The organism is Nonomuraea sp. NPDC050547 (assembly GCF_044457345.1).
GTDB lineage: Bacteria > Actinomycetota > Actinomycetes > Streptosporangiales > Streptosporangiaceae > Nonomuraea.
In genome coordinates this window covers 195,405-220,670 of sequence record NZ_JBITGW010000008.1, presented here as the reverse complement: position 1 = coordinate 220,670, position 25,266 = coordinate 195,405, and the positions used below count along the sequence as shown (strand labels likewise).

Here is a 25,266-nt window from a genome sequence, read left to right as displayed (position 1 = left end):
AAACCAGGGAGTCGTCATGTCTCTCAGCGACGTGATACGGAACATCGCCAAGACCATCACCAACAAGGAAAAGGCCAAGGAGCTGCCACTCGTCGTCATCCAGTCCACCTTGAGCGCCGCCGGGCAGGCGTTGCTGCTCGTGGACCGGGTCAAGAACTCGATCAAGGGGCTGGCCTCACGGGAAGAGGTGGAGGAGACCAAGCGTCCCGCCGCCGAACAACTGGCCGAGAGCGCGGAGGACAAGCCCGCGCGCAGGGAGCCGGTCATCTTCGCGCCCCGTCCGAGCGCCACGGGCACCGCCGAGCCGAACGGCACCGCCCCGAAGGCCAAGGCCGACCCGGTCATCTTCACCCCGGCCACCAAGCCGGACCCCACCCCCTCGGCCACCGAGCCGGCTCCGCCCGCGTCCCCGCCGGCCGAGGCTGTTTCCGCCCCTGAGGCTGTCGAGGCCAAGCCGGTTGTCGTGGAGGAACCGGCTGCCGAGAAGCCCGCCGCCAAGGAGGCCGTCACCACCGAGGCCGTCACCGCCGGGGCAGTCACCAAGGAGCCTGTCGGCGAGGAGCCCTCCAGCAAGGAGCCCACCGCCAAGGAGGCTGTCACCGAGGCGGTTGTCGTCGAGTCGGCCGAGCCTGTGGCCAAACGCGCGACCACCAGGCGCGCGAGCGCCAAGCCGAAGACCGTGACCCCGGAGGCTGCCGCTTCCGACGAAGCCGAGGCGCCGGTCAAGAAGCCCGCGCGGAAGGCGCCTGCCAGGACCGCCGCCGCGAAGCCCGCCGCTTCCAAGGCCGCTGCTTCCAAGCCCGCCGCCTCTGAGGCCGCTGCTTCCAAGCCCGCCGCTTCGAGGGCCGCTGCCGCTAAGCCTGCGGCCAAGAAGGCCGTTGCCGAGCCGGTTGCCGGGGAGGCTGTCGAGGCGGCGGGAGCCGTACCTGGGGAGCCTTTGGTGGGGTATGGGGAGCTGACCGTTGCTTCGCTCCGCGCGCGGATGCGTGGGAAGAGCGCGGCGCAGATCGGTGAGCTGCTCGCCTATGAGCGGGCCACGCAGGGGCGGCCGGAGGTCGTGAAGATGTACGAAAACCGCCTGGCCAAGCTCGAAGCCGGAGAATAGTCGGCCGGGCACCGTAGTCTGCCGCCATGAGCTCGAAGACCTCTCCCGAGTCGCCCTTGCCGATCCGTACGGTCCTGCAGATGGTCGGCGGCTGGATCGGCAAGCTCGGCACGGTCTGGGTCGAGGGCCAGATCACCGACCTGAGCGCCCGCGGCGGCACGGTCTTCCTGACCCTGCGCGACCCGGTGGCCAATGTCAGCGCGCGGGTCACCGCGCCGCGCGGCGTCTACGAGGCGACCGTGCCGAGGCCGACCGACGGCGCCAGGGTCGTCGTGCACGTCAAGCCGGACTTCTGGGTCAACAGGGGATCGTTCGCGTTCACCGCCCTGGAGATCCGGCCGGTCGGTGTGGGCGAGCTGCTGGCCAGGCTGGAGCGGTTGCGGCAGTTGCTGGCCGCCGAAGGGTTGTTCAACGCCGACCGCAAGCGCAGGCTGCCGTTCCTGCCGGGCACGATCGGGCTGATCTGCGGCCGTGACTCGGCGGCCGAGCGCGACGTGCTGGAGAACTCGCGGCGCCGCTGGCCGGCGGTGCGGTTCAAGGTCGAGGAGGTGGCCGTCCAGGGGCCTTACGCCGTGGGCGAGGTCACCGAGGCGCTCGGCAAGCTCGACGCCGACCGCGAGGTCGACGTGATCGTGGTCGCGCGGGGCGGAGGTTCGCTGGAGGACCTGCTGCCGTTCTCGGACGAGAGCCTGGTCAGGGCGGTGGCGGCCTGCCGTACCCCGGTGGTGAGCGCGATCGGCCACGAGCAGGACAGTCCGCTGCTCGACCTTGTGGCCGACGTGCGCGCCTCCACGCCGACGGACGCGGCCAAGAAGGTCGTACCGGACGTCGGCGAGCAGCTGACGCTGGTGCGGCAACTGCGTGACCGGGGGCGCCGGGTGGTGGGCGGCTGGCTCGACCGCGAGATGTCGTGGCTGACGTCGGTGCGTTCGCGCCCGTCGCTGGCGGATCCGGTACGCGAGCTCGAACGCAGGGCCGAGCAGGTCGACGCCTTGCGGGATCGCACGCGGCGCAGCCTGACGGGTTCGCTGGACCGGGCCGCCGACTCGCTGTCGCACCTGCGGGCCCAGCTCGTGGCCCTGTCTCCGGCGGCGACGTTGGAACGGGGGTACGCGATCGTGCAGCGTCCCGACGGGGACGTGGTACGGCTGGCCAAGGATGTGGCGCCGGGCGACGTGCTGACGATCCGTCTGAGCGACGACCGGCTGGCCGTACGGGCCGAGGGCGGCGCGAGCAGCGGAGGCGGCGCGAGCGACGGCGGTACCGGTTCTGGGGGTGGCGCGGCGGCGAAGCCTGCCAGGAAGCCGCGCAAGAAGGCCGCGCCCGAGCAGCCCGCCCTCGACGAGCCCTAGGCGAACCAGGTCAGGGCCGGGCCCGGTCATCGGCGGGCCAGGGCGCGATTGTCGGTCTCTGACTCTAGGGTGGGTCGCGTGGCAGACGAGAACGCACCCGGGGCCTCCTCCGACAGGACACCGTCGTACGAGCAGGCTCGGGAGGAGCTGACCGAGGTGGTGCGCCGCCTGGAGACGGGCGGGCTGACCTTGGAGCAGTCGATCGAGCTGTGGGAGCGGGGGGAGAAGCTGGCCGCGGTGTGCGAGGAGTGGCTTCAGGGGGCCCGCGTCAAACTCGCCGCCGCGATGGCCCGCCGCACCGAACCCGCCGAAGACGCCCCGTTCTAGCCCCGACGCCGCTCCCTGCGGAGCTCGCGGGATGCGCCTGGTTTCCGGCCGGTGAGCCCGCCGTGTGGTTCGGGCCTGCGGCTTGCCGTGTGGTTCGGGGTTGTCGGCTTGCGCTTGGTTCGGGTCTGGCTCTGCGCGTGGGCGGGCTTGGCGGCCCTGCCGCGTGGTCGGGCCCGTGGACCACGCGGGTGGCCGGCGGGGCGGTCGTTACGGTGACCCGCCACGCACGCTGGACGACCGTTCCCCTGGACGGGGCCCGGCCACGGGCGGCGGCGGGGCTCACTTGGCTGGGCCGTGAAGGATGGGCGGGGTTAGAACGCCCACGCGCGGCTCGATGGCGAGGTCAGGTGCGGTGCAGGGACAGGACGGGGATGCGGCGGGTGGTCTTGGCCTCGTACTCGGCGAAGCCCGGGGCGATGGCGACCATGCGGGCGTACAGCTCGTCACGCTCGGTGCCGTCGATCTGCTTGGCCTTCGCGGAGAACGTCTCGGTGCCGATCTCGGCGGTCAGTTCCGGGTGGGCGAGCAGGTTGTGGTACCAGGCCGGATGGTTGTCGGCGCCGCCGTTCGAGGCGATGATCACGTAGCGGTCGCCATCCGGCAGGTACATCACCGGCGAGGTCGTCTCGTTGCCGGACTTGGCGCCCTTGGTGGTGAGAAGGACGAGGTCGTGGCCTTCGAAGTATCCGCCGACCTTGCCGGCGTTGGCCCGGAACTCCTCGATCACCTGCTGGTTGAAGTCGTTCGGCATTGCCACTCCCAAAAACATGTAAACGGAGAACTCTCCGCATCAGAGTAACCGGAGAGGTCTCCGTTTCCAAGTGGCTATGCTCAAGCTGTGCGCGAACGCCAGCAACTTCCCGTTCTCGGGCAACCTCCTCCCGAACGCGCCGATGCCGCACGCAACAGGCAGAAGATCGTCGACTGCGCCGCCCGCATGATCGCCGAACGCGGCGCCGAGCAGCTCTCGCTCGACGAGGTGGCGCGCGAGGCCTGCGTGGGAGTCGGGACCGTCTACCGCCGCTTCGGCGACCGCGCCGGCCTGCTCTACGCGCTCATCGACGAAAGGGAGCGGCACTTCCAGGCGGCGTTCCTGAGCGGTCCTTCACCGCTGGGGCCGGGCGGCACGCCCGCTGAGCGGATCTCCGCGTTCCTGCGCGCGCTCGTCGACCACCTCTTCGGGCAGGAAGAGCTCTTCCTCCTCCTGGAGAAGAGTTCGCCGAAGGCCCGCTTCACCGGCCCGTACCACGTCTACCACGCCCACCTGACCGCCCTGCTCGCCCGGATCCGGCCGGGCGCCGACCAGCGTTTCCTGGCCGACGTCCTGCTCGCGCCCGTCAACGCGGGCCTGCTCAACTTCCAGCGGACCGAGCGCGGGTTCACGATCGAGCAGATCAAGGACGGGCTCGACGCGCTGGTCGAGGTGATCGCGCGGTAGCTCAGGCGGGCTTGGGGACTTCCTTGAGCGCGGCGGCCAGCTGGGCGAGCTCGGGCCAGTCGGCGGTGCCGGTGACCACGAGGGTGACTCCGGGCAGCGTTCTGATCAGGGTCCGCTGGTTCTTGTCCTCGCGGAAGCGCTTGTCCCAGGGCTGGCCGTTGACCTGCTCGGTGCCGACGGACTTGTCGCTGTTGGCCATCCGGTTGCCGAACCCGGCGCCCGGCTGCTCACCCGACTGGGCGAACATGGCATGCTCGCGCTTCGCGGTCGCGTACCCCAGATAGAGGACCTTCGCGCCGTTCGCGCCGTCGGCGATGCGGTTGCTGTTGGGGACCCAGCCGCCGGGGTCCTGGGCGGGGCCCCACACCTTGTACGGCACGGCCCGGTTGAAGTTGGCCAGCGTGATCGAGTAGTCCCGCTTGGGGATGCGCTCGGTCCTGCTCTGGGGCGTCATCAGCAGGAACAGGCCCACCGCCGCCAGGCAGACGAACAGGGCCACCGCGTAGGAGTAGAAAGTTCGGGTCAACCGCACAACTGATGAGGCTACCCTGCCGGGGCGACGGGTCGGAGTTGGCCGATGATGGCGAGAACGTCGTCGGCCAGCTTGCGGTCGCCGGAGAGCGTGACCTCGTTCACGGCCGCGGCCAGCGCGCCGGTGATGGCGATCACCAGGGCGGGCTGGCCCTCGAACAGGGCGGCGTTGCGCGAGGCCCACGTGCGCAGCCGGTCGCGCATGACGACCTCGAAACCGGGCGGCCCGTCCCCGCGCAGGAACAGCGCGGCCAGCTCGCGTTCTTCCAGGCAGCCGTCGAGGTAGGCGCGGGCGGCACGCAGGAAGACGCGCATCGGGTCCTGGTCGCCCGTCTCGCGGGCCTCGCGGGCGGCCCGCTTGGTCCGCTGCGTCTGTCTGCCCTGGAAGTCCTCGAACAGCGTGAGGTAGAGGTCGGCCTTGCCGGAGAAGTGGTGGTAGAGGCTGCCGACGCTGGCGTTGGCGCGCGCCACCACATCGGTCACGCCCGCCTCCGCGAAGCCCTTCGAGACGAAGACCTCCTTGGCCGCCGTGAGAAGGCCGACACGGGTGGCCGCGCCCCGGCCCGTCACCGCCCGTTCCACATCGCTGCTCATGAGAGGCACATTATCCTCCGCTGACCGGGGATAGAGGGGCAACTACGATCGAGGCAGTTGTCCACGAGGAGGCCCCACCATCATGTCCGATCAGACGTCTGTACCCGCAGCGCTGGCCACGGGCGAGCACGCCCCTGATCGAAACCTCGCCATGGAGCTCGTCCGCGTCACCGAGGCGGCCGCGATGGCCGCCGCGCGCTGGGTGGGCAGAGGCGACAAGAACGGCGCGGACGGCGCCGCCGTCAACGCGATGCGCCAGCTCATCAACACCGTGTCCATGAACGGTGTCGTCGTGATCGGCGAGGGTGAGAAGGACCACGCGCCCATGTTGTTCAACGGCGAGCAGGTAGGTGACGGCAGCGGTCCCGAGTGCGACGTGGCCGTCGACCCGATCGACGGCACCCGGCTCACGGCGCTCGGCATGCCGGACGCGGTCTCGGTGATCGCGGTGAGCGAGCGGGGCTCGATGTTCGACCCGTCGGCCGTGTTCTACATGGAGAAGCTCGTCACCGGCCCCGAAGCGGCCGACGTGGTGGACATCGAAGCCCCCGTGGCGGCGAACATCCAGGCCGTCGCCCGCGCCAAGGGCTCCTCCCCCGCCGACGTCACCGTGGTCATCCTCGACCGCCCGCGGCACGACCAGATCGTCAAGGAGATCAGGGAGACGGGCGCGCGGATCAAGTTCATCCCCGACGGCGACGTGGCCGGCGCCATCATGGCCGCGCGCGCCGGCACGGGCATCGACCTGATGCTCGGCATCGGCGGCACCCCGGAAGGCATCGTGGCGGCCTGCGCGCTGAAGTGCCTGGGCGGCGTCATCCAGGGCAAGCTGTGGCCGCGTGACGAGGCCGAGCGGCGCAAGGCACTCGACGCCGGCCTGAACCTCGGCCAGGTCCTCACCACCAGCGACCTCGTCCGCTCCGACGACGTCTTCTTCGCCGCGACCGGGATCACGCAGGGCGAGCTCATGCAGGGTGTGCGCTTCCGCGGCGGCGTGGCGGTGACGCACTCGCTGGTGATGCGCGGCCGTTCGGGAACGATCAGGAAGATCGAGAGCGAGCACCAGCTCTGGAAGCTGCGCGCCTACTCCGCGATCAACTTCGACACCGCGGGCTGAGCCCGCCTTTCCGGCTTCCGGTACGGCGGGCCGTACCGGAAGTCAGCGGCGGCGCTTACGGCGAGGCGGCTCCTTGACCTTCACCTCGCCCATGAAGTTGGTGGTGCGGACCTCCACCACCGGCCCGTCAGGCTCGGTGGGCTGCTTGGTGAGCCGCACGGTCTTGTCCTTGGCCACGCGGATCACCTCGAGACCCTCGGGCACGTGGATCTCCAGCCCGCCCAGGACCAGCGTCGCGTTGATGATGACGCGCCGGTTCTGCAGGATCGCGTCGCGCAGGTCGAGCTTGGTCATCCCGAACATCGCGGTCACGGCGAGCTCCGCAGGAACCACCCATCGGCCGCCGCGCTCTTCCTTCTTGAAGATCGCCGCGACCGGGCGCCCGTCCAGGAGCAGCGGCTGCTCGTCGGCGGGCAGCAGGTCGACGGTGAGGCCGGCCAGGTCGCCGAGGGTGCGGGCGGAGTAGAGGACGCCGAGGCGTTCCTCCAGCTCGTCGAGGGTGATGCGGCCGTCGGCGTGGGCGTCCTGGAGCACTTGGGCGACGCGCTCGCGGTCGGCGTCCGAGGCGCGCAGTTCGTGCGGCTGGGGCAGGTCGCTCGCGCGCTGCTGACCGCGCGCCGACTGCCATTCCTCGGCCAGCCGCTCGCCCACCTCGGCGAGTTTCGGCAGCCAGGATCCGGGACGTTCATTCACACTTCGACGATATCCGGCGCGCGGCGGAAACTGTCGGTGCCGACGCCTAACGTTTCGGCTCAATGAAGGGTGGGGCCGCTCACGTCCAGTGTGGTGAGCACCTCGCCGTCCTCGCCGAGCGCCTCCACCTCGGGTGCCCGGCGGGCCGACCAGACCACGATCAGGAAGCCGTGGAAAGGGACGTCGATGAGGCGTCCGCGCACCCGCACCCGCCGCACCTCGGCCGAGGCGGTCAGCTCGGCGTGCCGTAGATACCAGCCGGTCCAGGGCAGCCGGTGTTCCGGGTTCATCAGCACCCCGCCGTTACCCGGGCACCGCAGATAGTCCTCCGGCCCCTTCGCCGGCACGCGGCCGACCAGCGGATACTCGATCGTCCCGCCTCCGCCGCCGCCCCGGTGCTCCCAGTCGCCACCCCGCTTCTTGAACAGATGGACCATGATCATGGGCCCGCCGTTGCGATCGGACAGCACCGCCACCGCCCCGCCCTCACCCGATCTGTCCATAGCCAGCGGCACATAGCCCCGATCGGCGTCGAACACCGTGCGGACTTCTTGCGGCATGCCGTGATCGAGCAGGTGACGGCATTCGGCAAGCATCCCCTTGTCCATCTTCCGAACGTAACCCAGCCCTACCACGTTTCCACCCGGAATCGGGCCGGGATCGCGGCCGTTGTCTTCTGCATGGAGAGAGCGGCACGGGCGGGGCTCGGGGCGGTCGTGGCCGGGGTGGCGGTGATCATCGGGCTGGACCTCGCCTACCTGGGCGAGGTCAACCCCCTGCGCCGCACGATCAGCGAGCACGGCCTGGGCGACCAGGGATGGATCTTCGGGCTCGGCGTGGGCACGCTCGCCCTCGGCTCGGCGGCGATCGGGCTGTCGCTGGCCAGGCGGCGCATCGCCGGCTGGTTCGGGACCGTCGCGCTGCTGGCCTGGAGTGCGGGGCTGCTGATCACGGCGTCGTTCCCCAAGCACGACTGGGCGGTCGGGCCGAGCCTGAGCGGCAGCATCCACCGGGTGGGCAGCTTCATCGCCTTCCTGAGCCTGCCGATCGCGGCGCTGGTCATCGCCCGGCCGTGGCGGCATCGGCACGGGATGTCCTGGGCGGCGTTCCTGCTCGGGCTCGGGTCGGTGATGTGGGTGGCGGGCATCGGCGCGGCCATCATGCTGGCCACCCGCAACGGTCTCGCCTGGTGGCAGGTCATGCCGCTCGGCCTGGTCGAACGCGGCATGGCCGCCACGGAGGTGGCCGCGGTCATCGCCCTGGGCGCCTGGGCCGGCTTCAGGGGTCCCGCACGGGCTCCCGCCGTCGCCCCGGTCCGGGAGGCGACCTCCGGTTGAGCGCGCTCAGGCCACACGGAGCGTTGAGCGCGGTCAGGCCGTACGGAGCGTTGAGCGCGGTCAGGTGGTACGGCGTGCGGTCAGGACCCGCGGAGGGCGGTGGCCAGGTCGGTGACGTAGCCGCGGAAGATCGCCGGCATGTCCACGCGGTCCGGGTCGAGGAGCCACTGGGTCTGCAGGCCGTCCATCATGGCGATGAGGCGGTCGGCGTGGGCCTCGGCGTCGAGGTCGGCGCGGAACTGGCCATTCTCGGCACTGCGGCGCAGGGCGGCGGCGACGCCTTCGCGCAGGCGGTGGTAGCGGTTCCTGGCCCACTCGTGGCCGGGGTGGTCGGCGGTCACGGCCTCGCCGCTGATGACGGAGAACAGTTGCACGAGGCCGGGCACGCGGGAGTTGTACTCGACCACGTCCACCAGCACCTTCAGCATCTCCGGGCCGTCGCTGACGTCGAAGCCGTAGCGGCGCATGTCCATCTCGTCCCGGTAGTCGAGGACGGCCAGGAGCAGGCGTTCCTTGCTCTTGAAGTGGTGGAGAAGGCCGGCCTGGGTGAGTTCCGCGCGTTCGGCGATGCGGGCCAGTGAGGCGCCGCGGTAGCCGTTCTCGGCGAACTCGAGCAGGGCGATGGCGAGGATGCGCTCGCGCCGTGCCTCCCCAGTGGCGTATCCCCGGCGTTTCACCCCGGCACCTTACCAGGTCACATAATTGCAACAAACCTACCTAGCAGTCAGGGGTTCGCCTATCTTCCCGGGCATGGAAATCCGCCCCCGCTGGACGCTCGCCTGCGGGCTCGTCCTCCTCGCCCTGGGCGCCGTCTTCACCGGGATCATGCTGGCCGACCCGGCGGCGCCGTTCACGCAGAGCTTCGACATCGCGTGGCACGAGGCCGTGCTCGGCACCCGCAACGACGCGCTCACCGTGCTGTCCCACCTGCTCAACCTCAGCGGCGGGCGGGGCAGTGTGGTGATCATGGTCGCCCTGATGGCCTGGTGGCTGGTGACGGGACGGCGCTGGGGCGCGGCTCTGCTGCTCACCGCCGCCTCGGCCACCACCGTCGTGGCGCAGGGCGTCAAGCGGCTGGTGCTGCGCGAGCGGCCGGCCGATCCGATGGTGAGCGTGGACGTCGGCTCGTTTCCTTCTGGACATGTGGTGACGGCGGTGACGTTCTGCCTGGTCATCGTGGCCGTGATGGCCGCCGGGAACCTGCGGGCCGGGCTGACGGCGACCGCCGTCTTCACGGTCCTGATGGTCTGGGACCGCACCTACCTCAGCGCCCACTGGTTCTCCGACACGATCGGCGGCGCGCTGCTGGGCGGGGGCACGACGCTGTTGCTGTGGTGGGGGTTCGCGCCGCTGCTGCGGAAGGACCTGGTCAGGAGAGAGGCCAAGGCACTAACCTGACGCCACCTCACGTTTACTGCAGGAGGCACGCGGTGAAGACCCCCCGAAACCGCCTGGCCCGCTCCGGCACGTTCGCCGTGTTCGCGGTGCAAGGACTCTCCTTCGCCACCCTGCTCACGCAGGTCGCCGCCATTCAGGGCCGGCATCGGCTCGACGAAGGCGAACTGACCCTCCTGCTGCTGATCGTCCCGGTACTGGCCGGACTCGGCAGCGTCGGCGCGGGCACCCTGGCCGCGCGCCTGGGCAGCAAATGGCTGCTCCGCCTGGCCCAGCCGCTGGTCGCCGCCGCCGTCGTCCTCACTGGCCTGGCGCCCAACGTGCCCGTCCTGCTCGTGGCCCTGCTCCTGTTCGGGCTGGGCGTCGGCGCGGTCGACGCCGGCATGAACATGCAGGGCGTCGCCGTCGAGCGCCGGTACGGCCGGCCGCTGCTCAACGGCTTCCACTGCGTATGGAGCGTCGCCAGCCTGCTCGGCGCGCTGTGGGCGTCGGCCATGGCCTCCGTCCTCCCCCTGTCGCTGACGATGGCCCTGCCCATGGTGCCGGCCGTCGCGGGCTCCCTGATCGCCGGGCCGCTGCTCTGCACGATCGAGGAGGAGAAGACCGAGCGGACCACGACCGCCGCCGCCCGCTTCCCGTGGAAGCCGATCATCCCACTCTGCCTGGCGATGGCCTTCCTGTACGTCGGGGACGCCGCCATCTCCAACTTCTCCACCGTCTATATGAAGGACGTCCTGGCCGCCGGCGCCTCGGTCATCCCGCTGGCCTACGCCGCGTACCAGGCGACCACGCTGCTCGTGCGCCTCGGCGGCGACTTCGCCGTCAGAAGGTACGGCCCCGCGGCCATCGTCCGGATCGGCGGCGCGATCGCCGCCCTGGGCTTCCTGGGCATCGTCCTGGCCCCGAACCAGCCGCTCGCCATCGTCGCCTTCGGCCTGACCGGGGTGGGACTGTCGGTGGTGGCGCCCCAGTCGTTCTCGGCCGCCGGGCGCCTGGACCCGGCGGGCACCGGGGTGGCGATCGCCCGCGTGAACCTCTTCAACTACGTGGGCTTCATCGTGGGCGCCGCGCTGGTCGGCGGCATCGCGGACGCGGCCGGGATGCAGGTGGCGTTCGCGGCGCCCTTGGTCCTGGCGGCCGCCATCATCGCCCTGGCCCCCGGCTTCCACCCCAAACTCCCCGCCCAGACCTCCTGACCCCCGACCGTGGGCCGCCCGAAAGCCACACACCACCCACCTGCCCAGCAACCACCCCGCACAGAACACACCCAGCGGCCTGCCGACACGGGTGCGCCCCAGGCTGCCCGGCGGGACGCCTGGGCCGGAGACCATGCGTGAGGCCGAGTCAGGAAGCCAGGGCCGTGGGGAGCGAGACGCACGGGACATGCGGGGGCGCGGCGCGCGTGGCACGCGGGGCGGGTGGGGTTGCATGGGTGGGGTGCCACAACGTGCAGGGTGTTTGGGTTGGTGTTTCGGGGTGGGGTGCGTCAGGGTGGCGTTCGCCTGCCGTATCGCACCACGGAGAACAGCTTGAAAGCTCTCAGCACGCTCACCCTGATCCTGTCCACGCTCAGCGCCGGTCTCATGGCCGGGTTGTTCGCGGCGTTCGCCTACTCGGTGATGCCGGGTCTCAAGCAGAGCGGTGATCGCACGCTGGTCGAGGCGATGCAGCGGATCAACGTCGCCATTCTCAACCCGCTGTTCATGAGCGCTTTCATGGGCGGTCTGCTGTTCATGCTGGCGGCGGTGATCCTGCACTGGCGGGGTGATCTGCGGCCGGTGCTGCCATGGGTGATCGCGGGGTTCGTGCTCTATCTGGTGATGTTCTTCGTCACCGCGGGTGTGAACGTGCCGCTGAACGATCAGCTCGCCGCGGCCGGGGACCCGGACAAGATCGCGGATCTGGGGGCGGTGCGGGCCGCCTTCGAGGCGAAGTGGGTGACGTGGAACATCGTGCGGGCCCTGGCGGCTACGGGCTCGTTCGGGTGCTTCATGTGGGCCCTGGTAGTTCATGGCGCAAAATCTCAGTAAAACGCGAAATATCGGGACACCAGGTGCCTCCCTCCCAGCGTTTCACCGGGTAAGAGGAGGGAGGCCGCCATGGAAGTCGGATACATCGTCATCATGGCCATCGGCCTGCTCGTCGTGGGCGGCATCGGGGTCGCCACCGTGTTCATCGTGCTGAGCGGCATCAAGAGCGGACAGTGGCCGACGCTGAAACGCTAGCCGCGGAGGACCCGCGCCGAGCGGTGAGCCCGGCCACGATGCCGGCGATCACCAGCCCGGCACCCAGCAGGTCGTAGGCGGAGGGCGTGGCGACGCCGAGCACGATCCCGGTCACGATCGCGCCGACCGGGATCATCCCGGCGAACAACCCCGCCAGCCCCGCCCCGAGCCTAGGCAACGCCGAATACCAGAGGAAGAACGCCACCACCGTCACCACAACGGCCAGGTAGAGCAGCCCGAGCGCCTCCGGCAGCGTAGGCACCCGGAACATCGACGTGCCCTCGACCGCCACCCCGGCCACCGCGAGCATGGGCACCGCCAGCGCCGTCGAGTAGGCCGACACCCGGATCGCCCCCAGCTTCGGCAGCAGCGGAATGGCCAGGAGCGAGAAGCTCACCTCCCCCACCAGCGCCCCGAGCGCCCACAGCAGCCCGCCGGTGCTCCCCGTCCCGAGGCCGGTGGCCAGCGTCGCCCCCGCCACGACGACGACGGCCCCTGCCAGCAGCCGCGGCGCCGGTCGCCCGCTGACCAGCGCGAGCACCAACGGTACGGTCCCCAGCACGGTGCCGACCAGCGCCGGGCCGGAGTCGCGCGTGGACTCGATCACGCAGATGTTGAACACGACCAGCCCCAGTACGGCCAGCCCCACCAGGCAACCGACCTCCCGGAGCGTCAGCCGGACGAACCGCAGCCCGAGCGCCCTGGTCACCACCAGCAGGACCGCCGCGGCAAGGAGGTAGCGCACGGCCTGCCCGCCGTACACCGGATAGTCCTTGATCAGGCCGGACACGGCGGCGAGCGTCCCCACCATGAACATGGCCGTGGCCGCGCCGAGAGCTCCGTTTCTCATGGTCAGCATGCTAGAAAGGCAATGGCTTGCCGAAACAGTCCAATATCCCGCGATAAACGGGGACCAATGTGACCGATCTTCATGTTCTGCTCGATCGGGAGCGGGGCGGGCTGGCCGCGCAGATCGCCGCCGAGCTGCGCGGGTCGATCCGCGACGGCCGCCTCGCGCCCGGCACCCGCCTGCCCGCCAGCCGCGACCTCGCCACCGATCTGGCCGTCTCGCGAGGCGTGGTGGTCGAGGCGTACGAGCAGTTGGTCGCCGAGGGCTTCCTGGTCTCGCGGGTGGGCAAGGGCACCCACGTGGCCGCCGCCGTCGCCGCGCCGCGCCAGGCGCCGCCGCCGCGCCAGGACACCGTCTGCGCCCCCTTCTACGGCCATCGCCCCACCTCGCCCGACCTCAGCGGGTTCCCGCGCGAGCGCTGGCTGGCCTCGGTCAGGCACGTGCTGACCACGCTGCCCTCCGACGCGTTCGACTACGGCGACCCGGGCGGCGTGCCGGAGCTCAGGCAGGAGCTGGCCGGCTACCTCAAGCGGGTCAGGGCCGCCGACGTGCGTCCGGAGAACCTCATCATCGTCGGCGGCGTCGCGCAGGGCCTCAGCCTGAGCCTGCTCGTGCTCGGCGTCGAACGGCTGGCCATCGAGGACCCCAGCAGCCCACGTCAGGTCCCGCTGGTCAGGAGGGCGGGCGCGACGCCGGTTCCGGTGCCCAGCGACGACGAGGGCCTGGACGTGAAGGCGCTGGCCGCCAGCGGGGCTGACGCGGTGCTGATCACGCCGGCGCACCACTACCCAACGGGCGTCGTGCTCTCCCCCGGCCGCCGCGCCGAGCTCATCGAGTGGGGCGGGATCGTCCTGGAGGACGACTACGACGCCGAGTTCCGCTTCGACCGCGACCCCGTCGGCTGCCTGCAGGGGCTCGCGCCCGACCGGGTGATCCTCTCCGGCAGCGTGAGCAAGTCGCTGGCGCCGGGCCTGCGGCTGGGCTGGGTGGCCGCGCCGGAAGACCTCGCCGCCGCCGTACGGCAGGCGCGCGGCGAGCTCGATCTAGGCTCCCCGGTGATCGAGCAGTACGCGCTGGCCCACTTCCTGCGCACCGGCGGCTACGACCGGCACCTGCGGCGCACCCGCAGGGAGTACAGGAGGCGCAGGGACGCGCTGGTCACCGCGCTGAACGAGCAACTGCCCGAGATCCGGGTGCGGGGCATCGAGGCCGGTCTGCACGTCTACCTGGAGCTGCCGGAGCATTGGGACGAGCCGGCCGCGGCCGCCGCCGCGCAGGCTCTCGGGCTGGCCGCCGAGCCGGTGGGGCCGATGCGGTTCCGCCCCGGGCCGCCGGCGATGGTGGTCGGCTTCGCGCGGGTGCCGGTTCATCGGGCGGCGGGAGCCGTCCGGGAGCTAAAGGTCAGAATGTCAGGACAAAGGATTGACTGAGCCAGAGGCGTCGCCTAGAAAAGAGAAGCCAAACACCCTTGGAGGCGCGATGCGCGTCGGACTGCTCGGCCTGGGCAGGATCGGAGCCTTCCACGCGGCCACGCTGGCCGCCCACCCGCTCGTCGAGGAACTGATCGTCGCCGATCCCGTGCGCACGTCGCCGCACGGGCGGCCGGGCGACCCGTTCACCTGCGACGCGCTGGTCATCGCCACGCCGACCGGCACGCACGCCGAACTGCTGAGGACGGCCATCGAGCGGGGCATCCCGGCCTTCTGCGAGAAGCCCGTCGCCGCGACCGTCGAGGAGACCCGCGCGCTGGCCGAACTGGCCGCCAAGAAGGGCGCGCACGTGCAGATCGGCTTCCAGCGCCGCTTCGACCCCGGTTTCGCCGAGGCCGCGCGGGCGCTGCGCGCGGGTGAGCTGGGCGAACCGCACCGGCTCCACCTCATCACCGCGGACCCGGCTCCGCCGTCCGCCGAGTACGTCGCCACCTCGGGCGGGATCTTCCGCGACTGCCACATCCACGACTTCGACCTCGTGCGCTGGATCACCGGCCGCGAGGTGGCCACCGTCTACGCCACCGGCTCGAACCTGGGCCCGGCGGACTTCTTCGCCGCCGCCGGGGACGTGGACACCAGCGCCGCGCTGCTCACGCTCGACGACGGCACGCTGGCCACCGTGCAGGGTTCGCGCTACAACGGCGCCGGCTACGACGTGCGGATGGAACTGGCCGGCAGCAAGGCCACCCACGCGGTCGGGCTGGGCCCGCGCGCGCCGATCAGCGGGTTCGACGGGCCGCCCTGGCCGGACTTCGTCAGCCGGTTCGCCGACGCGTACGCGCAGGAGATCGATGCCTTTCTGCGCGGTTCGACCAGTCAGTGCACGATCGAGGACGCGCTGGCCGCCCTCTACGTGGCTGAGGCGGCGGAGCTGTCGCGGCGCGAGCGGCGTGCTGTCGACATCACAGAGATGGTGGGCCTTGGCTGACTACCGCGAGATCAGGCAGATCAGGGCCCTGTATCCGGAGCGCATCGCGGACGCGGCGGCCTCGCGGCGGCGCCGTCCCGCCACCGGCGCGCGCGGCCAGCTCATGATCATCGCGGCCGACCATCCCGCGCGCGGCGCGCTGGGGGCGGGCCGCCGCCCGCTGGCCATGGGCAGCCGGGTGGAGCTGCTCGACCGCCTGGTGACCGCGCTGGCCAGGCCGGGCGTGGACGGGCTGCTGGCCACGCCGGACGTGGTCGAGGACCTGCTGCTGCTCGGCGCCCTGCACGGCAAGATCGTGATCGGTTCCATGAACCGGGGCGGCATCCAGGGAGCGGCCTTCGAGTTCGACGACCGCTTCACCGCCTACGACGTGCCGACGATCGCCCGGATGCGGCTCGACGGCGGCAAGATGCTCTGCCGCATCGCCCTCGACGAGCCGGGCACCGCCGCCACGCTGGAGTCCTGCGGCAGGGCGGTGACCGAGCTCGCGGCCGGTGGCCTGATCGCCATGGTCGAGCCGTTCTGGTCGGCGCGCTCCGGCCACGACCTGTCGCCCGAGGGCGTCATCAAGGCCGTCAACGTCGCCCAGGGCCTCGGCGCGACCTCGGCCAGGACCTGGCTGAAGATCCCGGTCGTGGCGGACATGGAGCGCGTCATGGCCGCCACCACCCTGCCCACGCTTCTGCTGGGCGGCGATCCCGGCGAGGCGCCCGACCTGGCGTACGCGGCGTGGCGCAAGGCCCTGCAGTTGCCCGGTGTGCGCGGGCTGGTCGTGGGCCGGGCGCTGCTGTACCCGCAGGACGACGACGTGGCCGGGGCCGTGGACACCGCCGTCTCCATGCTCACGCCGTGAGCCCGGGAGCGGGCACCGCCTTCTCGGCCGCCCGGCTGACCTCCTCCCAGGCGGCCCACGTCTCCATGCGCTGCTGGGAGACGCTGAACGCCAGGTCGTAGACCAGGCTGCCGAGCAGGAGGCGCAGCGGCGGGTTCGGGCTGTCGACCAGCTTCAGCATGGCCTCGGCCGCCAGGCGCGGCTCGCTGTCCACCGAACCCTCCGCCCACTGCTTGGCCAGCTCGGCCCGCAGCTCGGCGTACTCCGGCCGCGCCTCCGACGTGGCCATGCTCGTGTACAGGTCGGTCCAGTAGCCGCCCGGCTGGACCATCGTGAGCTTGACCCCGAACTGGGCGGCCTCCATGGCCAGCGCCTCGCTCATGCCCTCCAGCGCGAACTTGCTCGCGCTGTACAGGCCGGTCGTGGGGAACGCGCCGAGCGCCCCGATGCTGGAGATCTGCACGATGTGTCCGGACCTCTGCTCCCTCAGGTACGGCATCGCCGCCTGAGCCACCCACAACGCCCCGAAGAAGTTGACCTCGAACTGCGCTCTGGCCTCCTGCTCGGTGAACTCCTCGATCATGCCGGATGACATGGTCCCGGCATTGTTGACCACGATGTCCAGGCGGCCGAAGTGCTCGTGCGCGGCCTTCACGGTGGCGAACACCGCGTCCCGGTCGGTCACGTCGAGCACCCGGACCAGCAGCGCGTCCGGATACTTCTCCCCCAGCTCACGCAGCGGCTCGACGTTCCTGGCCACGGCCGCCACCCTGTCACCGCGCTCCAGCGCGCCCTCCGTGAACGCGCGGCCGAGGCCGCGGCTGGCACCGGTGATGAACCACGTTTGGGCAGTGCGCATACGGTGTCTCCTCAGAAGATGAACCGAGACGGTTCGTCTCGCTTCGAGAAGTATGCTGGCGCGGCCCGCCCATGTCAAGACGGACCGTCTCGTCTCACTCAGAAGGCGGCGATACTCCCCGGCGAACGCTCGGCCCGCGACAGCGCCCGCAACACCTCAGTCCCCCCATGACGCCGTACGGCCAGCCGCGCCAGCAGGTCGATCACCGTCTCCATCACCCCGTCGGGCAGCACCGGAGTCGCCACCCCCACGCTCACCGCCAGATCGTCGCTGTGCACGGCCAGCTCCATCATCCGCGTGCGGAGAAAGTCGGACAGCGACAGCGACCACGGCCCCCACAACGGGATGCGCACCGCCCGCTCCGGCGCCACGGCCAGCGTCCGCGTCAGCTCGGCCACCGCCGCGTCGAGCGCGCCGGCCAGGGCGTCCGCGCCCGCCGCCGCGACCTGCTCGCCGCCGTCCCTGATCCGGACGTTCACCGGGTCGTCCGGAGCCGATCCGATCCACTCCACGCGGGCGTAGTGGCCGATCAGGGTGACCGTCTCCTCCTCGGGAACCGGGTCGGCCAGCGCCTGCCGTACACCCAGGACCTGATAGGCGAGATGCCCGGCGAGGCCGGACACGCTGAAGTCGGCGAGCGCGCTCGGACCGGCCCAGGCCGCGGCCACCTCCGGCGCGCGCAGCAGCGTCGCCGCCGAGCGGGCGGCGGCGAGGAAGTCATCCCTGACCATGCTGGAACACCCCTTTCCCGTGCAGGAGACTCTGAGCATGACCGATCACAAGGCACAGCTCCACCGCTACCTGCGTGACGCCCGCGACGCCATGGTGTGGAAGCTGGAGGGGCTGGCGGAGTACGAGGCACGCCGGCCGATGACGCCGACGGGGACCAACCTGCTCGGCCTGGTCAAGCACCTGGCCGGGGTCGAGACCGGCTACTTCGGCGGCGTGTTCGGGCGGCCCTTCCCCGAGCCGCTGCCGTGGATGTCCGAGGACGCAGAGCTCAACTCCGACCTCTGGGCCGCTCCGGAGGAGTCACGCGCCGACATCCTCGGCCTGTACGAGCGGGCGTGCGCCCACGCCGACGCCACCATCGAGGAACTGGACCTCGACGCCACCGGCACCGTGCACTGGTGGCCGGAGGAGCGCCGGCACCCCACCCTCCATCTGCTGCTCGTCCACATGACGGCCGAGACGAACCGGCACGCCGGGCACGCCGACATCGTCAGGGAGCTGATCGACGGCACCGCCGGGCTGCGCCGGAGCAACGACAACCTCCCCTCGACCGAGGCCGCGTGGTGGGAGGAACACCACGCCAAGGTGGAGGCCGCCGCGCGGAAGGCGGGCGGAGGCTGACCGCGGTGGGCGTACCCTCTATGGGGACCGAAAGGATCGAGAGAATGCCCGAGTTCGACTACACCGACCTGCTTCCGCTTGGCGCCGACGAGACCGAGTACCGGCTCATCACCACGGAGGGGGTGCGGAAGGTCGAGGCGGCCGGGCGGACGTTCCTCGAAGTCGACCCCGAGGTGCTGCGGTCGCTGACCGAGACCGCGATCCACGACATCTCCCACTACCTGCGGCCCAGCCACCTGGCCCAGCTGCGGAAGATCGTCGATGACCCCGAGTCGAGCGGCAACGACCGCTTCGTCGCGCTCGACCTGCTCAAGAACGCCTCGATCTCGGCCGGCGGCGTACTGCCCATGTGCCAGGACACCGGCACCGCGATCGTCATGGGCAAGCGCGGGCGCCACGTGCTCACCGACGGGCGCGACGCCGAGCACATCTCCCGCGGCGTCTACGACGCCTACACCAAGCTCAACCTCCGCTACTCGCAGATGGCGCCGCTGACGATGTGGGAGGAGAAGAACACCGGCAGCAACCTGCCCGCCCAGATCGAGCTGTACGCCGAGGGCGACGACAGCTACAAGCTGCTCTTCATGGCCAAGGGCGGCGGTTCGGCCAACAAGTCGTTCCTGTACCAGGAGACCAAGGCGGTGCTCAACGAGAAGCGCATGCTGGCGTTCCTGGAGGAGAAGATCCGCTCACTCGGTACGGCGGCCTGCCCGCCGTACCATCTGGCGGTGGTCGTGGGCGGCACCAGCGCCGAGTACGCGCTGAAGACGGCCAAGTACGCCAGCGCCCGCTACCTCGACGCGCTGCCCACAGAGGGGTCGGCGGCCGGGCACGGCTTCCGTGACGTGGAGCTGGAGAAGAAGGTGTTCGAGCTGACCCAGAAGCTCGGCATCGGGGCGCAGTTCGGCGGCAAGTACTTCTGCCACGACGTGCGGGTGATCAGGCTGCCGCGGCACGGGGCGTCCTGCCCGGTGGCGATCGCGGTGTCGTGCTCGGCGGACCGGCAGGCGCTGGCGAAGATCACGCCGGAGGGCGTCTTCCTGGAGAAGCTGGAGACCGACCCGGCCCGCTTCCTGCCGGAGACCACGGACGAGCACCTGTCTGACGACGTGGTAGAGATCAACCTCAACCGCCCGATGCCCGAGATTCTCGCCCAGCTCACGAAATATCCGGTCAAGACGCGGCTGTCGCTCACCGGCCCCCTCGTCGTCGCCCGCGACATCGCCCACGCGAAGATCGGCGAACTCCTCGACAACGGCGGCGAGATGCCGCAGTACCTGAAGGACCACGCGGTCTACTACGCCGGCCCCGCCAAGACGCCCGAGGGATACGCCTCCGGCTCCTTCGGCCCGACGACCGCCGGGCGGATGGACTCCTACGTCGAACGGTTCCAGGCCGCGGGCGGATCCATGGTGATGCTGGCCAAGGGCAACCGGTCCAAGCAGGTGACCGACGCCTGCGCGGCGTACGGCGGGTTCTACCTCGGCTCCATCGGCGGCCCGGCGGCGCGCCTGGCACAGGACTGCATCAAGAAGGTCGAGGTGCTGGAGTACCCCGAGCTGGGGATGGAGGCCGTGTGGAAGATCGAGGTGGCGGACTTCCCGGCGTTCATCGTGGTCGACGACAAGGGCGAGGACTTCTTCACCGACAGAACCGGCCCCGTCCTGTCGATCACCCGCCCACCGCGCTAGATCCGGGATCAAGGTCGTTCCGGCAGGCCTCGGACTTAGCGTGTGCGAAGTCCGGGGCTTCTCGTCGTTCCGGGGCGACATCCGCATCCAGACCGGCTCGCGGGCGACACCCAACTCTTCCCTTGACGCTCCAACCCCACAGGGCGCAGGCTCACCATGCCAGGGCAACATTGGGCAACTCCACCAGTGGGGAGAGGCGCATGTGGCTAGAGTTCGTGGGTGTAGACCCGGACAACGCCACCGACGACTGTCCGGCAGTGTTCGTAGATCCGGAGACGGGCAACTTCTACTTCCAGGGCGATCTGGTGATGGACCCTGATGTCCTGGCGTGGATCAACTCCGACAGCAGGATCAAGGACACTGAGGCGGTTGTGATGCTTCCGGCCGCGATGGCGGAAATCATCATGGAGGCGGTCAGTGGGAGCTACGAACGCGGAAAGCGCCGATTCGCCGAAGGGCAGCACCCCAGGCCCGATGAAGATATTCGGACCCAGCGCGAAAAAGCCGACGTTCGCTGAACTGCTCGCAGACTGCACCGTGTCAGCCGTACACCTGGAGATCCACGACGCACACATGACGGCAGATCCAGGGTTCATCGCGTTCAAGGCCGGGCGAGACTTCATCAACCACGACCAGGCTCGTGCATGGGTCGATGTCGTAGCGCCCGCTGTCGCGCGAGGCGTAACCGTCCGGCGGGCTCGCATCATCTCGGAGCCGGTGAGCGACTACACCAGGTACATGCACGCGGTTGCGCCCGCGTTCCAACTGGCGGCTGGAGAACAACTGCGCTGGCTGCCCCGGCATCTCTCGTCAGCGCTTGCCCTGCCGGGCAACCCCTACTGGGTGTTCGATAACCGCCTGGCCAGGTTCTCGGTGTTCGACGGTGCCGGGGAAGTGGTGGGGCATCAGTTCAGCGACGATCCCCGCGTGGTCGAGCTGTGTGCGGCAGCATTCGAGGCCGTATGGAATCTCGCCATCCCGCACGACGAATACCGGCCATGAGCTCCCCCGTGCCGAGTAGCCGCGCGAACTCTGCACACTGGTAGCCGTGCCGTCGTCGTCCTCTTCCAGCGCCCAGCAGGCCAGACAGGCGCTTGCCGGTCAGCTCCGCGAGATCCGTGAGGATGCGGGACTGACTGGTGATGAGCTGGCCGAGGCTGCCGGATGGCACGGGCGATCCAAGGTGTCCAAGATCGAGAGTGGAGCACGCCCGATCTCGGCTGAAGATCTGCGGGCCTGGTGCCGTGCCTGCGGGGTGCCGCCAGAGCGCACGAACGAACTGCTTGCCGCGCGTGGCGAGGCAGCCGGGATGTGGACCGATTCCCGCCGGATCAATCGCGCCGGGCTGCGCGCCGCCCAAAAGGGCGTGCGCCCGATCTTCGATCGAGCTACATCCGTGCGCACGTATCAGCCGAGAATGATTCCCGGGTTACTCCAGACAGCGGACTATGCGACGGCAGTTCTCACCGCCGTGCAGCAGCGTCACAACGTCCAGGCCGACGACCTGTCGGCGGCCGTCCAAGAGCGCCTGGCGAGGCAGGCAATTCTCCGGCAGCCGGGACGCACCTTCGCGTTCCTGCTTGAGGAGTCAGCTCTCAGGTATCGGCTGTATGGCCGTGAAATTCTCCAGGCGCAGCTGGCCCAGCTAGAAGGCATCACACGCCTGCCGTCTGTATCGCTCGGGATCGTTCCCTTGGGTGCGCCAAGAGCCCATTCGCCTCATGCTGCGCCCGTTGAAGGGTTCACCATGTTCGATGATGAGATGGTCAGCGTTGAACTGGTGTCCGGTCATCTTCAGCTAACGCAAAAGTGGGAGATCGCCCTCTACGCGGAACGCTTCGCGGCCTTTGCGAACATCGCAGCCTACGGTGCCCAGGCGCGGCGTCTGATCGCCGCCGCGAAGGGGGCCGACTGATTGGGGGCAACTAGGGGCAACATCATTGCCCCTGGAAAACGCCCACTTCTAGCGTCGAACCATGGCGCCCACGCACACCACAGGATCGGGTGGCATCCCGCTCTGCCAGCCAATCACCGGAGGGGAAGCCGCCACTCACCACGCGGCACTTGACCAGGTTCTTGGGCATCTGAAGACGGCAGGCATCAACGCCCAACTGATCCAGCGGCGTACCGACCGGTGCGCGATCACGATCGCCGCAACCCGTGAGCCCCTTTGGCATCCTCCGGAACTCATCATCTACGCGAACGCCGGTTGGCGGGTCGCCACCGTAACCATAGGCCCCCGTTCCGGTGGCTACAGGGTTGAGCTGGCGCAGTGGGGCGAGGACAACGAGCCGCGACTGGACAAGGTCGAGGTGATCTCAGGAAGCCATCCCGAATGCGTAGCGGCGCTGATCCCCGGCTACTGGGAGAGCGCCTCATGAGCGCTGTTGCCAAGGCCAGAGAGACGGCCTTTCGCTACCCGTACGTGATCGGATGGACAGGAGAGGCTCAGAACCCTCCATTGAAGTGGGTGCCGCGCCATGGTGGGCTGCGACTGGGCTACGCCGTGCCCCATCGGAACGACTTCCGCAACGGCGTCCTCCTTCTGCGGCAGAGTCAGAACCGCGTGGGGCGGCCAGACTTTAGGACGGTCAACACGCTGCGACAGTGGCGCTGCATGGAAAAACGGTTGTGCCAGGTGTGCGCGCGGTCGGCTGTGGATCGGAACACGGGCCGGATCTGGTGGCTGTTGTCGTCCGGTTATGGAGATGATGGCGACGGCTACACCAACGCGCCGCCGACGTGCCCGGCCTGCATTCCGGAAGCGGTTTCGCAGTGTTCGCATCTGCGGCGCAACGCGGCCGTCTTCACCGTGGGCGACTGCTCGCCCTTCGGGGTGCGGGCAGATGTGTTCGCTCCCTGCTTGCCCCCTGTGGTTCCGTTCGAACGCAATGCCGTTCTCAGGTTCGATGAGTACGACATGCATCACGTGGTGGCTCGTGAGTTGCTTATGCTGCTACATGACGTGCAGTCGGCCGTGACAGAAGGTGATGCGTCATGGGCCTGTGAAGCGCCCACTCACACCCTTCACCAAGGATGGCCGAGCCTACTGGGAGAACCCGGCGCTGCGACGGGTTCACGCCAAGCGCAGGGGCGCTGACGTGGAGGTCTGGTCAGGCAACCTGAACACGTTGGTACGGCGGGCCAGAGCCGCCGAGCGCGAACGCGGCTGACCCGCCGGAGGAGGCTGACCAGGTGGACGAGCAGCCCGGCACGCATGACTGCAACCGACCTGTCGCCGTAGCGGGAAACCCCTCGCCATGGCGGTGCCCAGCGTGCGGGCAGGTGTGGGAACTGCTCCCGGCCGACGGCGTGCACGTCGGCCAACGGCGGTCCATCGGCGTCACGGACCGGGTCGTGCTCACGCTGGTGTTCGCGGGAGCGATCACGGTCGGCGGGATGAGCGCCTGGGCCCCAGAACTGCTGCTGTCCGCAGGTGGCGTCGCGGCAGTGGCCGGCCTGCTGCTCGCTGCCGTCGTGGCGGCTTTCTGGCAGAACAGGCTGCGGCGGGGACAGTGGTCGGACCTGTATGAGGAGCCGGCATGGCGGCGGCGTGCCGGCGAGCCGGACGGAAGCTAGGCCCGCTCGTTCAAAGCGATCTTGTCTGGGCTCCTGCCGGAGGCGTCCAAGCCCAATCGCGGAAGGCGTCCAGCCGGGATTGAGCGTCTCGTCCTGACCCCGGGGCGCCGGAGGCGCGCATTGGGGAGGGGACCCGAGCGGAGCGAGGACCGACAGGGGCCGAGCTTCAGCTCGACTGGAAGAACGCCCGGAACCTCCCACGCGCGAAGCGCGCCAAGGTGGAGGACCTTGCCTTTCAGGCGGCGACCGGCTCCCGATGGGGCGCGACGATCGTGCCGTCCGGCAGCAGCAGCCCGGTGTCGTCGAACAGCACCACGCCATTGCACAGCAGGCTCCAGCCCTGGTCAGGGTGGGCCGAGATCACGTGCGACGCCTCACGGTCGGCGGAGTAGGCAGTGGGGCAGATCGGCTGGTGACCGCACATCGTGCACCTCTCAGGTGACTCCTGGAAAAGCTTGGGGTTTTCAGAAGGGCAGCTTGCGCCCTGACGGAGTGCGGAGGTCCAGCGCGGTCCCGGCGGGCTTCTTCGGACGGGGCCTGATCTGGGTCTGGCGCATCTTCATCACGTCCCTAGGGTCTGGGCGCTTGCCCTCATTCTGACGATCGGGACCGACAGTTTCGGGGGCTGCCTGCCTGCTTCATGGCTTCACTCTGCGCCGTACCTCTTACCGCACACCTACAACCCACTGACAAGACGCGACAAGGGTTTCGTAAGCGGGTTCAGGGGTCCCCCTACAACGGGAGTTGGGGACGAACCGGCCGCAGGCACAAACGGCGATGCGGGCGAACGGAGACCGCTCGCCCGCACGACCAGGACCTAACTGACTCTTGCCATGATGTCTTACTTGCGAATAACTCGCAAGAAGGGCTAGACCTAGGTCGCAGGTCTGATGCAGTTGCGAGATAGTTGCAATAGTGTCGGATGCCAGTGATCGACTAGGAGGACACATGGGGGAGTACACCCTTCCTGACATGCCTTACGACTACGCGGCGCTGGAGCCCGCCATCACCGGCGAGATCCTGGAACTGCACCACGCCAAGCACCACGCGGCGTACGTCAAGGGCGCCAACGACACCCTGGAGCGCCTCGCGGAGGCCCGCGACAAGGGCGAGTTCGGCGGGCTGGTCGGCCTGGAGAAGACGTTCGCGTTCAACCTCTCCGGCCACGTGCTGCACTCGATCTTCTGGGAGAACCTCTCCCCCGACGGCGGCGACCGTCCCGACGGCGCGCTGCGGGCGGCCATCGACGAGCACTTCGGCACGTTCGAGGCCTTCCAGAAGCAGTTGACGACGGCCACCGCCGGGGTGCAGGGTTCCGGTTGGGGAATCCTGGCGTGGGAACCGCTCGGCAAACGCCTGGTCGTCGAGCAGGTCTACGACCACCATGGCAACGTCGGCATGAACAGCACGCCGCTCCTGGTCTTCGACGCCTGGGAGCACGCGTACTACCTGCAGTACCGCAACGTCCGCCCGGACTATGTGGAGAAGCTGTGGAGCCTGATCAACTGGGACGACGTGACGCGTAGGTTCGCTGACGTCACAAGTCAAGCGAGTTGACCAAAGTTCGCAA

At 69.7% G+C, this 25,266-nt stretch carries 32 protein-coding genes; 22 read left to right on the top strand and 10 right to left on the bottom strand.

Features of this window, described 5'->3' with window-relative positions:
* Positions 1 to 16: 16 nt before the first annotated feature.
* From ACIBHY_RS21675 to ACIBHY_RS21665, 3 genes are all read left to right on the top strand, one after another.
* Entirely contained in the window at positions 17 to 1,105 is a 1,089-nt protein-coding gene (locus ACIBHY_RS21675) for a hypothetical protein (protein WP_397307554.1), read from the top strand.
* Between the two features lie 26 nt (positions 1,106 to 1,131).
* Positions 1,132 to 2,457 (top strand): exodeoxyribonuclease VII large subunit, encoded by a 1,326-nt coding sequence (gene xseA, locus ACIBHY_RS21670; RefSeq protein ID WP_397251592.1) that lies wholly within the window; start codon positions 1,132 to 1,134, stop codon positions 2,455 to 2,457.
* A 78-nt stretch (positions 2,458 to 2,535) separates the two neighbouring features.
* Positions 2,536 to 2,784 (top strand): exodeoxyribonuclease VII small subunit, encoded by a 249-nt coding sequence (locus ACIBHY_RS21665; RefSeq protein ID WP_397251594.1) that lies wholly within the window; start codon positions 2,536 to 2,538, stop codon positions 2,782 to 2,784.
* Positions 2,785 to 3,127: 343 nt separating this feature from the next.
* Here the strand turns inward: ACIBHY_RS21665 and ACIBHY_RS21660 are convergent, their stop codons facing one another.
* Positions 3,128 to 3,535 (bottom strand): nitroreductase family deazaflavin-dependent oxidoreductase, encoded by a 408-nt coding sequence (locus ACIBHY_RS21660; RefSeq protein WP_397251596.1) that lies wholly within the window; start codon positions 3,533 to 3,535, stop codon positions 3,128 to 3,130.
* An 87-nt stretch (positions 3,536 to 3,622) separates the two neighbouring features.
* Between ACIBHY_RS21660 and ACIBHY_RS21655 the strand changes: the two genes are divergently transcribed.
* Positions 3,623 to 4,222 (top strand): TetR/AcrR family transcriptional regulator, encoded by a 600-nt coding sequence (locus ACIBHY_RS21655; protein WP_397251598.1) that lies wholly within the window; start codon positions 3,623 to 3,625, stop codon positions 4,220 to 4,222.
* A 1-nt stretch (position 4,223) separates the two neighbouring features.
* On the opposite strand, the gene ACIBHY_RS21650 is transcribed toward ACIBHY_RS21655, so the two are convergent.
* Together ACIBHY_RS21650 and ACIBHY_RS21645 are read right to left on the bottom strand one after the other, a co-directional pair.
* A complete protein-coding gene (locus ACIBHY_RS21650; protein ID WP_397251600.1) occupies positions 4,224 to 4,754 on the bottom strand; it encodes a DUF4245 domain-containing protein in 531 nt (176 codons plus the stop codon).
* Between the two features lie 11 nt (positions 4,755 to 4,765).
* Entirely contained in the window at positions 4,766 to 5,347 is a 582-nt protein-coding gene (locus ACIBHY_RS21645; protein ID WP_379610676.1) for a TetR/AcrR family transcriptional regulator, read from the bottom strand.
* A gap of 82 nt (positions 5,348 to 5,429) precedes the next feature.
* On the opposite strand from ACIBHY_RS21645, the gene glpX reads away from it, so the two are divergent.
* A complete protein-coding gene (gene glpX, locus ACIBHY_RS21640) occupies positions 5,430 to 6,464 on the top strand; it encodes a class II fructose-bisphosphatase (protein ID WP_397251602.1) in 1,035 nt (344 codons plus the stop codon).
* Between the two features lie 42 nt (positions 6,465 to 6,506).
* Here the strand turns inward: glpX and ACIBHY_RS21635 are convergent, their stop codons facing one another.
* Together ACIBHY_RS21635 and ACIBHY_RS21630 are read right to left on the bottom strand one after the other, a co-directional pair.
* Positions 6,507 to 7,157: a DUF1707 domain-containing protein gene (locus ACIBHY_RS21635; RefSeq protein ID WP_397307553.1), complete on the bottom strand. Its 651-nt coding sequence runs from the start codon at positions 7,155 to 7,157 to the stop codon at positions 6,507 to 6,509.
* Positions 7,158 to 7,216: 59 nt separating this feature from the next.
* Positions 7,217 to 7,765 (bottom strand): hypothetical protein, encoded by a 549-nt coding sequence (locus tag ACIBHY_RS21630; RefSeq protein WP_397251606.1) that lies wholly within the window; start codon positions 7,763 to 7,765, stop codon positions 7,217 to 7,219.
* A 72-nt stretch (positions 7,766 to 7,837) separates the two neighbouring features.
* On the opposite strand from ACIBHY_RS21630, the gene ACIBHY_RS21625 reads away from it, so the two are divergent.
* The gene (locus tag ACIBHY_RS21625; RefSeq protein ID WP_397251608.1) at positions 7,838 to 8,494 is read left to right on the top strand and encodes a DUF998 domain-containing protein; all 657 of its coding nucleotides are present in this window, start codon (positions 7,838 to 7,840) and stop codon (positions 8,492 to 8,494) included.
* A gap of 80 nt (positions 8,495 to 8,574) precedes the next feature.
* Here ACIBHY_RS21625 and ACIBHY_RS21620 read toward each other — a convergent pair whose 3' ends face one another.
* Positions 8,575 to 9,171 carry a TetR/AcrR family transcriptional regulator gene (locus tag ACIBHY_RS21620; protein ID WP_397307552.1) on the bottom strand — a complete coding sequence of 199 codons (597 nt, stop codon included), beginning with the start codon at positions 9,169 to 9,171 and terminating at the stop codon, positions 8,575 to 8,577.
* Positions 9,172 to 9,244: 73 nt separating this feature from the next.
* Between ACIBHY_RS21620 and ACIBHY_RS21615 the strand changes: the two genes are divergently transcribed.
* From ACIBHY_RS21615 to ACIBHY_RS21600, 4 genes are all read left to right on the top strand, one after another.
* Entirely contained in the window at positions 9,245 to 9,892 is a 648-nt protein-coding gene (locus ACIBHY_RS21615; protein ID WP_397307551.1) for a phosphatase PAP2 family protein, read from the top strand.
* A gap of 32 nt (positions 9,893 to 9,924) precedes the next feature.
* Positions 9,925 to 11,085 carry an MFS transporter gene (locus tag ACIBHY_RS21610; protein ID WP_397307550.1) on the top strand — a complete coding sequence of 387 codons (1,161 nt, stop codon included), beginning with the start codon at positions 9,925 to 9,927 and terminating at the stop codon, positions 11,083 to 11,085.
* Positions 11,086 to 11,343: 258 nt separating this feature from the next.
* Positions 11,344 to 11,919: a DUF1772 domain-containing protein gene (locus ACIBHY_RS21605; protein ID WP_397251616.1), complete on the top strand. Its 576-nt coding sequence runs from the start codon at positions 11,344 to 11,346 to the stop codon at positions 11,917 to 11,919.
* A gap of 69 nt (positions 11,920 to 11,988) precedes the next feature.
* Positions 11,989 to 12,114, top strand: a complete 126-nt coding sequence (locus ACIBHY_RS21600) for a hypothetical protein (RefSeq protein WP_397251618.1) — start codon at positions 11,989 to 11,991, stop codon at positions 12,112 to 12,114.
* On the opposite strand, the gene ACIBHY_RS21595 is transcribed toward ACIBHY_RS21600, so the two are convergent.
* Positions 12,080 to 12,964 (bottom strand): EamA family transporter, encoded by an 885-nt coding sequence (locus ACIBHY_RS21595; protein ID WP_397251620.1) that lies wholly within the window; start codon positions 12,962 to 12,964, stop codon positions 12,080 to 12,082. The genes ACIBHY_RS21600 and ACIBHY_RS21595 overlap by 35 nt on opposite strands.
* 68 nt (positions 12,965 to 13,032) lie before the next feature.
* On the opposite strand from ACIBHY_RS21595, the gene ACIBHY_RS21590 reads away from it, so the two are divergent.
* The 3 genes from ACIBHY_RS21590 to ACIBHY_RS21580 are packed head-to-tail and all read left to right on the top strand — an operon-like array spanning position 13,033 to position 16,235.
* Complete coding sequence (locus tag ACIBHY_RS21590; RefSeq protein ID WP_397307549.1) at positions 13,033 to 14,394, top strand: PLP-dependent aminotransferase family protein; 1,362 nt, start codon at positions 13,033 to 13,035, stop codon at positions 14,392 to 14,394.
* Positions 14,395 to 14,443: 49 nt separating this feature from the next.
* A complete protein-coding gene (locus ACIBHY_RS21585; protein ID WP_397307548.1) occupies positions 14,444 to 15,382 on the top strand; it encodes a Gfo/Idh/MocA family oxidoreductase in 939 nt (312 codons plus the stop codon).
* Positions 15,375 to 16,235: a deoxyribose-phosphate aldolase gene (locus ACIBHY_RS21580; RefSeq protein WP_397251626.1), complete on the top strand. Its 861-nt coding sequence runs from the start codon at positions 15,375 to 15,377 to the stop codon at positions 16,233 to 16,235. The genes ACIBHY_RS21585 and ACIBHY_RS21580 overlap by 8 nt, the downstream gene beginning before the upstream one ends.
* On the opposite strand, the gene ACIBHY_RS21575 is transcribed toward ACIBHY_RS21580, so the two are convergent.
* Together ACIBHY_RS21575 and ACIBHY_RS21570 are read right to left on the bottom strand one after the other, a co-directional pair.
* Positions 16,225 to 17,073, bottom strand: a complete 849-nt coding sequence (locus ACIBHY_RS21575) for an SDR family oxidoreductase (RefSeq protein WP_397307547.1) — start codon at positions 17,071 to 17,073, stop codon at positions 16,225 to 16,227. The two genes, ACIBHY_RS21580 and ACIBHY_RS21575, sit on opposite strands and share 11 nt — an antisense overlap.
* Before the next feature lie 98 nt (positions 17,074 to 17,171).
* Entirely contained in the window at positions 17,172 to 17,804 is a 633-nt protein-coding gene (locus tag ACIBHY_RS21570) for a maleylpyruvate isomerase N-terminal domain-containing protein (RefSeq protein ID WP_397307546.1), read from the bottom strand.
* A gap of 37 nt (positions 17,805 to 17,841) precedes the next feature.
* Here ACIBHY_RS21570 and ACIBHY_RS21565 point away from each other — a divergent pair, with 37 nt between their 5' ends.
* The 8 genes from ACIBHY_RS21565 (at position 17,842) to ACIBHY_RS21530 (ending at position 23,696) form a co-directional block, all read left to right on the top strand.
* A complete protein-coding gene (locus ACIBHY_RS21565; RefSeq protein WP_397307545.1) occupies positions 17,842 to 18,426 on the top strand; it encodes a DinB family protein in 585 nt (194 codons plus the stop codon).
* 44 nt (positions 18,427 to 18,470) lie between these two features.
* Positions 18,471 to 20,117, top strand: a complete 1,647-nt coding sequence (locus ACIBHY_RS21560) for a fumarate hydratase (RefSeq protein ID WP_397251635.1) — start codon at positions 18,471 to 18,473, stop codon at positions 20,115 to 20,117.
* Between the two features lie 200 nt (positions 20,118 to 20,317).
* Positions 20,318 to 20,635, top strand: a complete 318-nt coding sequence (locus tag ACIBHY_RS21555) for a hypothetical protein (protein ID WP_397099095.1) — start codon at positions 20,318 to 20,320, stop codon at positions 20,633 to 20,635.
* Positions 20,592 to 21,119, top strand: coding sequence for a DUF6879 family protein (locus ACIBHY_RS21550; RefSeq protein WP_397307544.1), 528 nt, complete (start codon positions 20,592 to 20,594; stop codon positions 21,117 to 21,119). The genes ACIBHY_RS21555 and ACIBHY_RS21550 overlap by 44 nt, the downstream gene beginning before the upstream one ends.
* A 46-nt stretch (positions 21,120 to 21,165) precedes the next feature.
* A complete protein-coding gene (locus ACIBHY_RS21545; protein ID WP_397307543.1) occupies positions 21,166 to 22,032 on the top strand; it encodes a helix-turn-helix domain-containing protein in 867 nt (288 codons plus the stop codon).
* 61 nt (positions 22,033 to 22,093) lie between these two features.
* Positions 22,094 to 22,498 carry a hypothetical protein gene (locus ACIBHY_RS21540; RefSeq protein ID WP_397307542.1) on the top strand — a complete coding sequence of 135 codons (405 nt, stop codon included), beginning with the start codon at positions 22,094 to 22,096 and terminating at the stop codon, positions 22,496 to 22,498.
* On the top strand, positions 22,495 to 23,217 hold the full coding sequence (locus ACIBHY_RS21535) for a hypothetical protein (RefSeq protein WP_397307541.1): 723 nt from the start codon (positions 22,495 to 22,497) through the stop codon (positions 23,215 to 23,217). Before ACIBHY_RS21540 ends, ACIBHY_RS21535 begins: the two co-directional genes overlap by 4 nt.
* 185 nt (positions 23,218 to 23,402) lie before the next feature.
* Entirely contained in the window at positions 23,403 to 23,696 is a 294-nt protein-coding gene (locus tag ACIBHY_RS21530) for a hypothetical protein (RefSeq protein WP_397307540.1), read from the top strand.
* Between the two features lie 235 nt (positions 23,697 to 23,931).
* On the opposite strand, the gene ACIBHY_RS21525 is transcribed toward ACIBHY_RS21530, so the two are convergent.
* Complete coding sequence (locus ACIBHY_RS21525) at positions 23,932 to 24,120, bottom strand: DUF5999 family protein (protein WP_397251639.1); 189 nt, start codon at positions 24,118 to 24,120, stop codon at positions 23,932 to 23,934.
* Between the two features lie 524 nt (positions 24,121 to 24,644).
* On the opposite strand from ACIBHY_RS21525, the gene ACIBHY_RS21520 reads away from it, so the two are divergent.
* Entirely contained in the window at positions 24,645 to 25,253 is a 609-nt protein-coding gene (locus ACIBHY_RS21520; RefSeq protein WP_184967702.1) for a superoxide dismutase, read from the top strand.
* Positions 25,254 to 25,266: the final 13 nt, after the last annotated feature.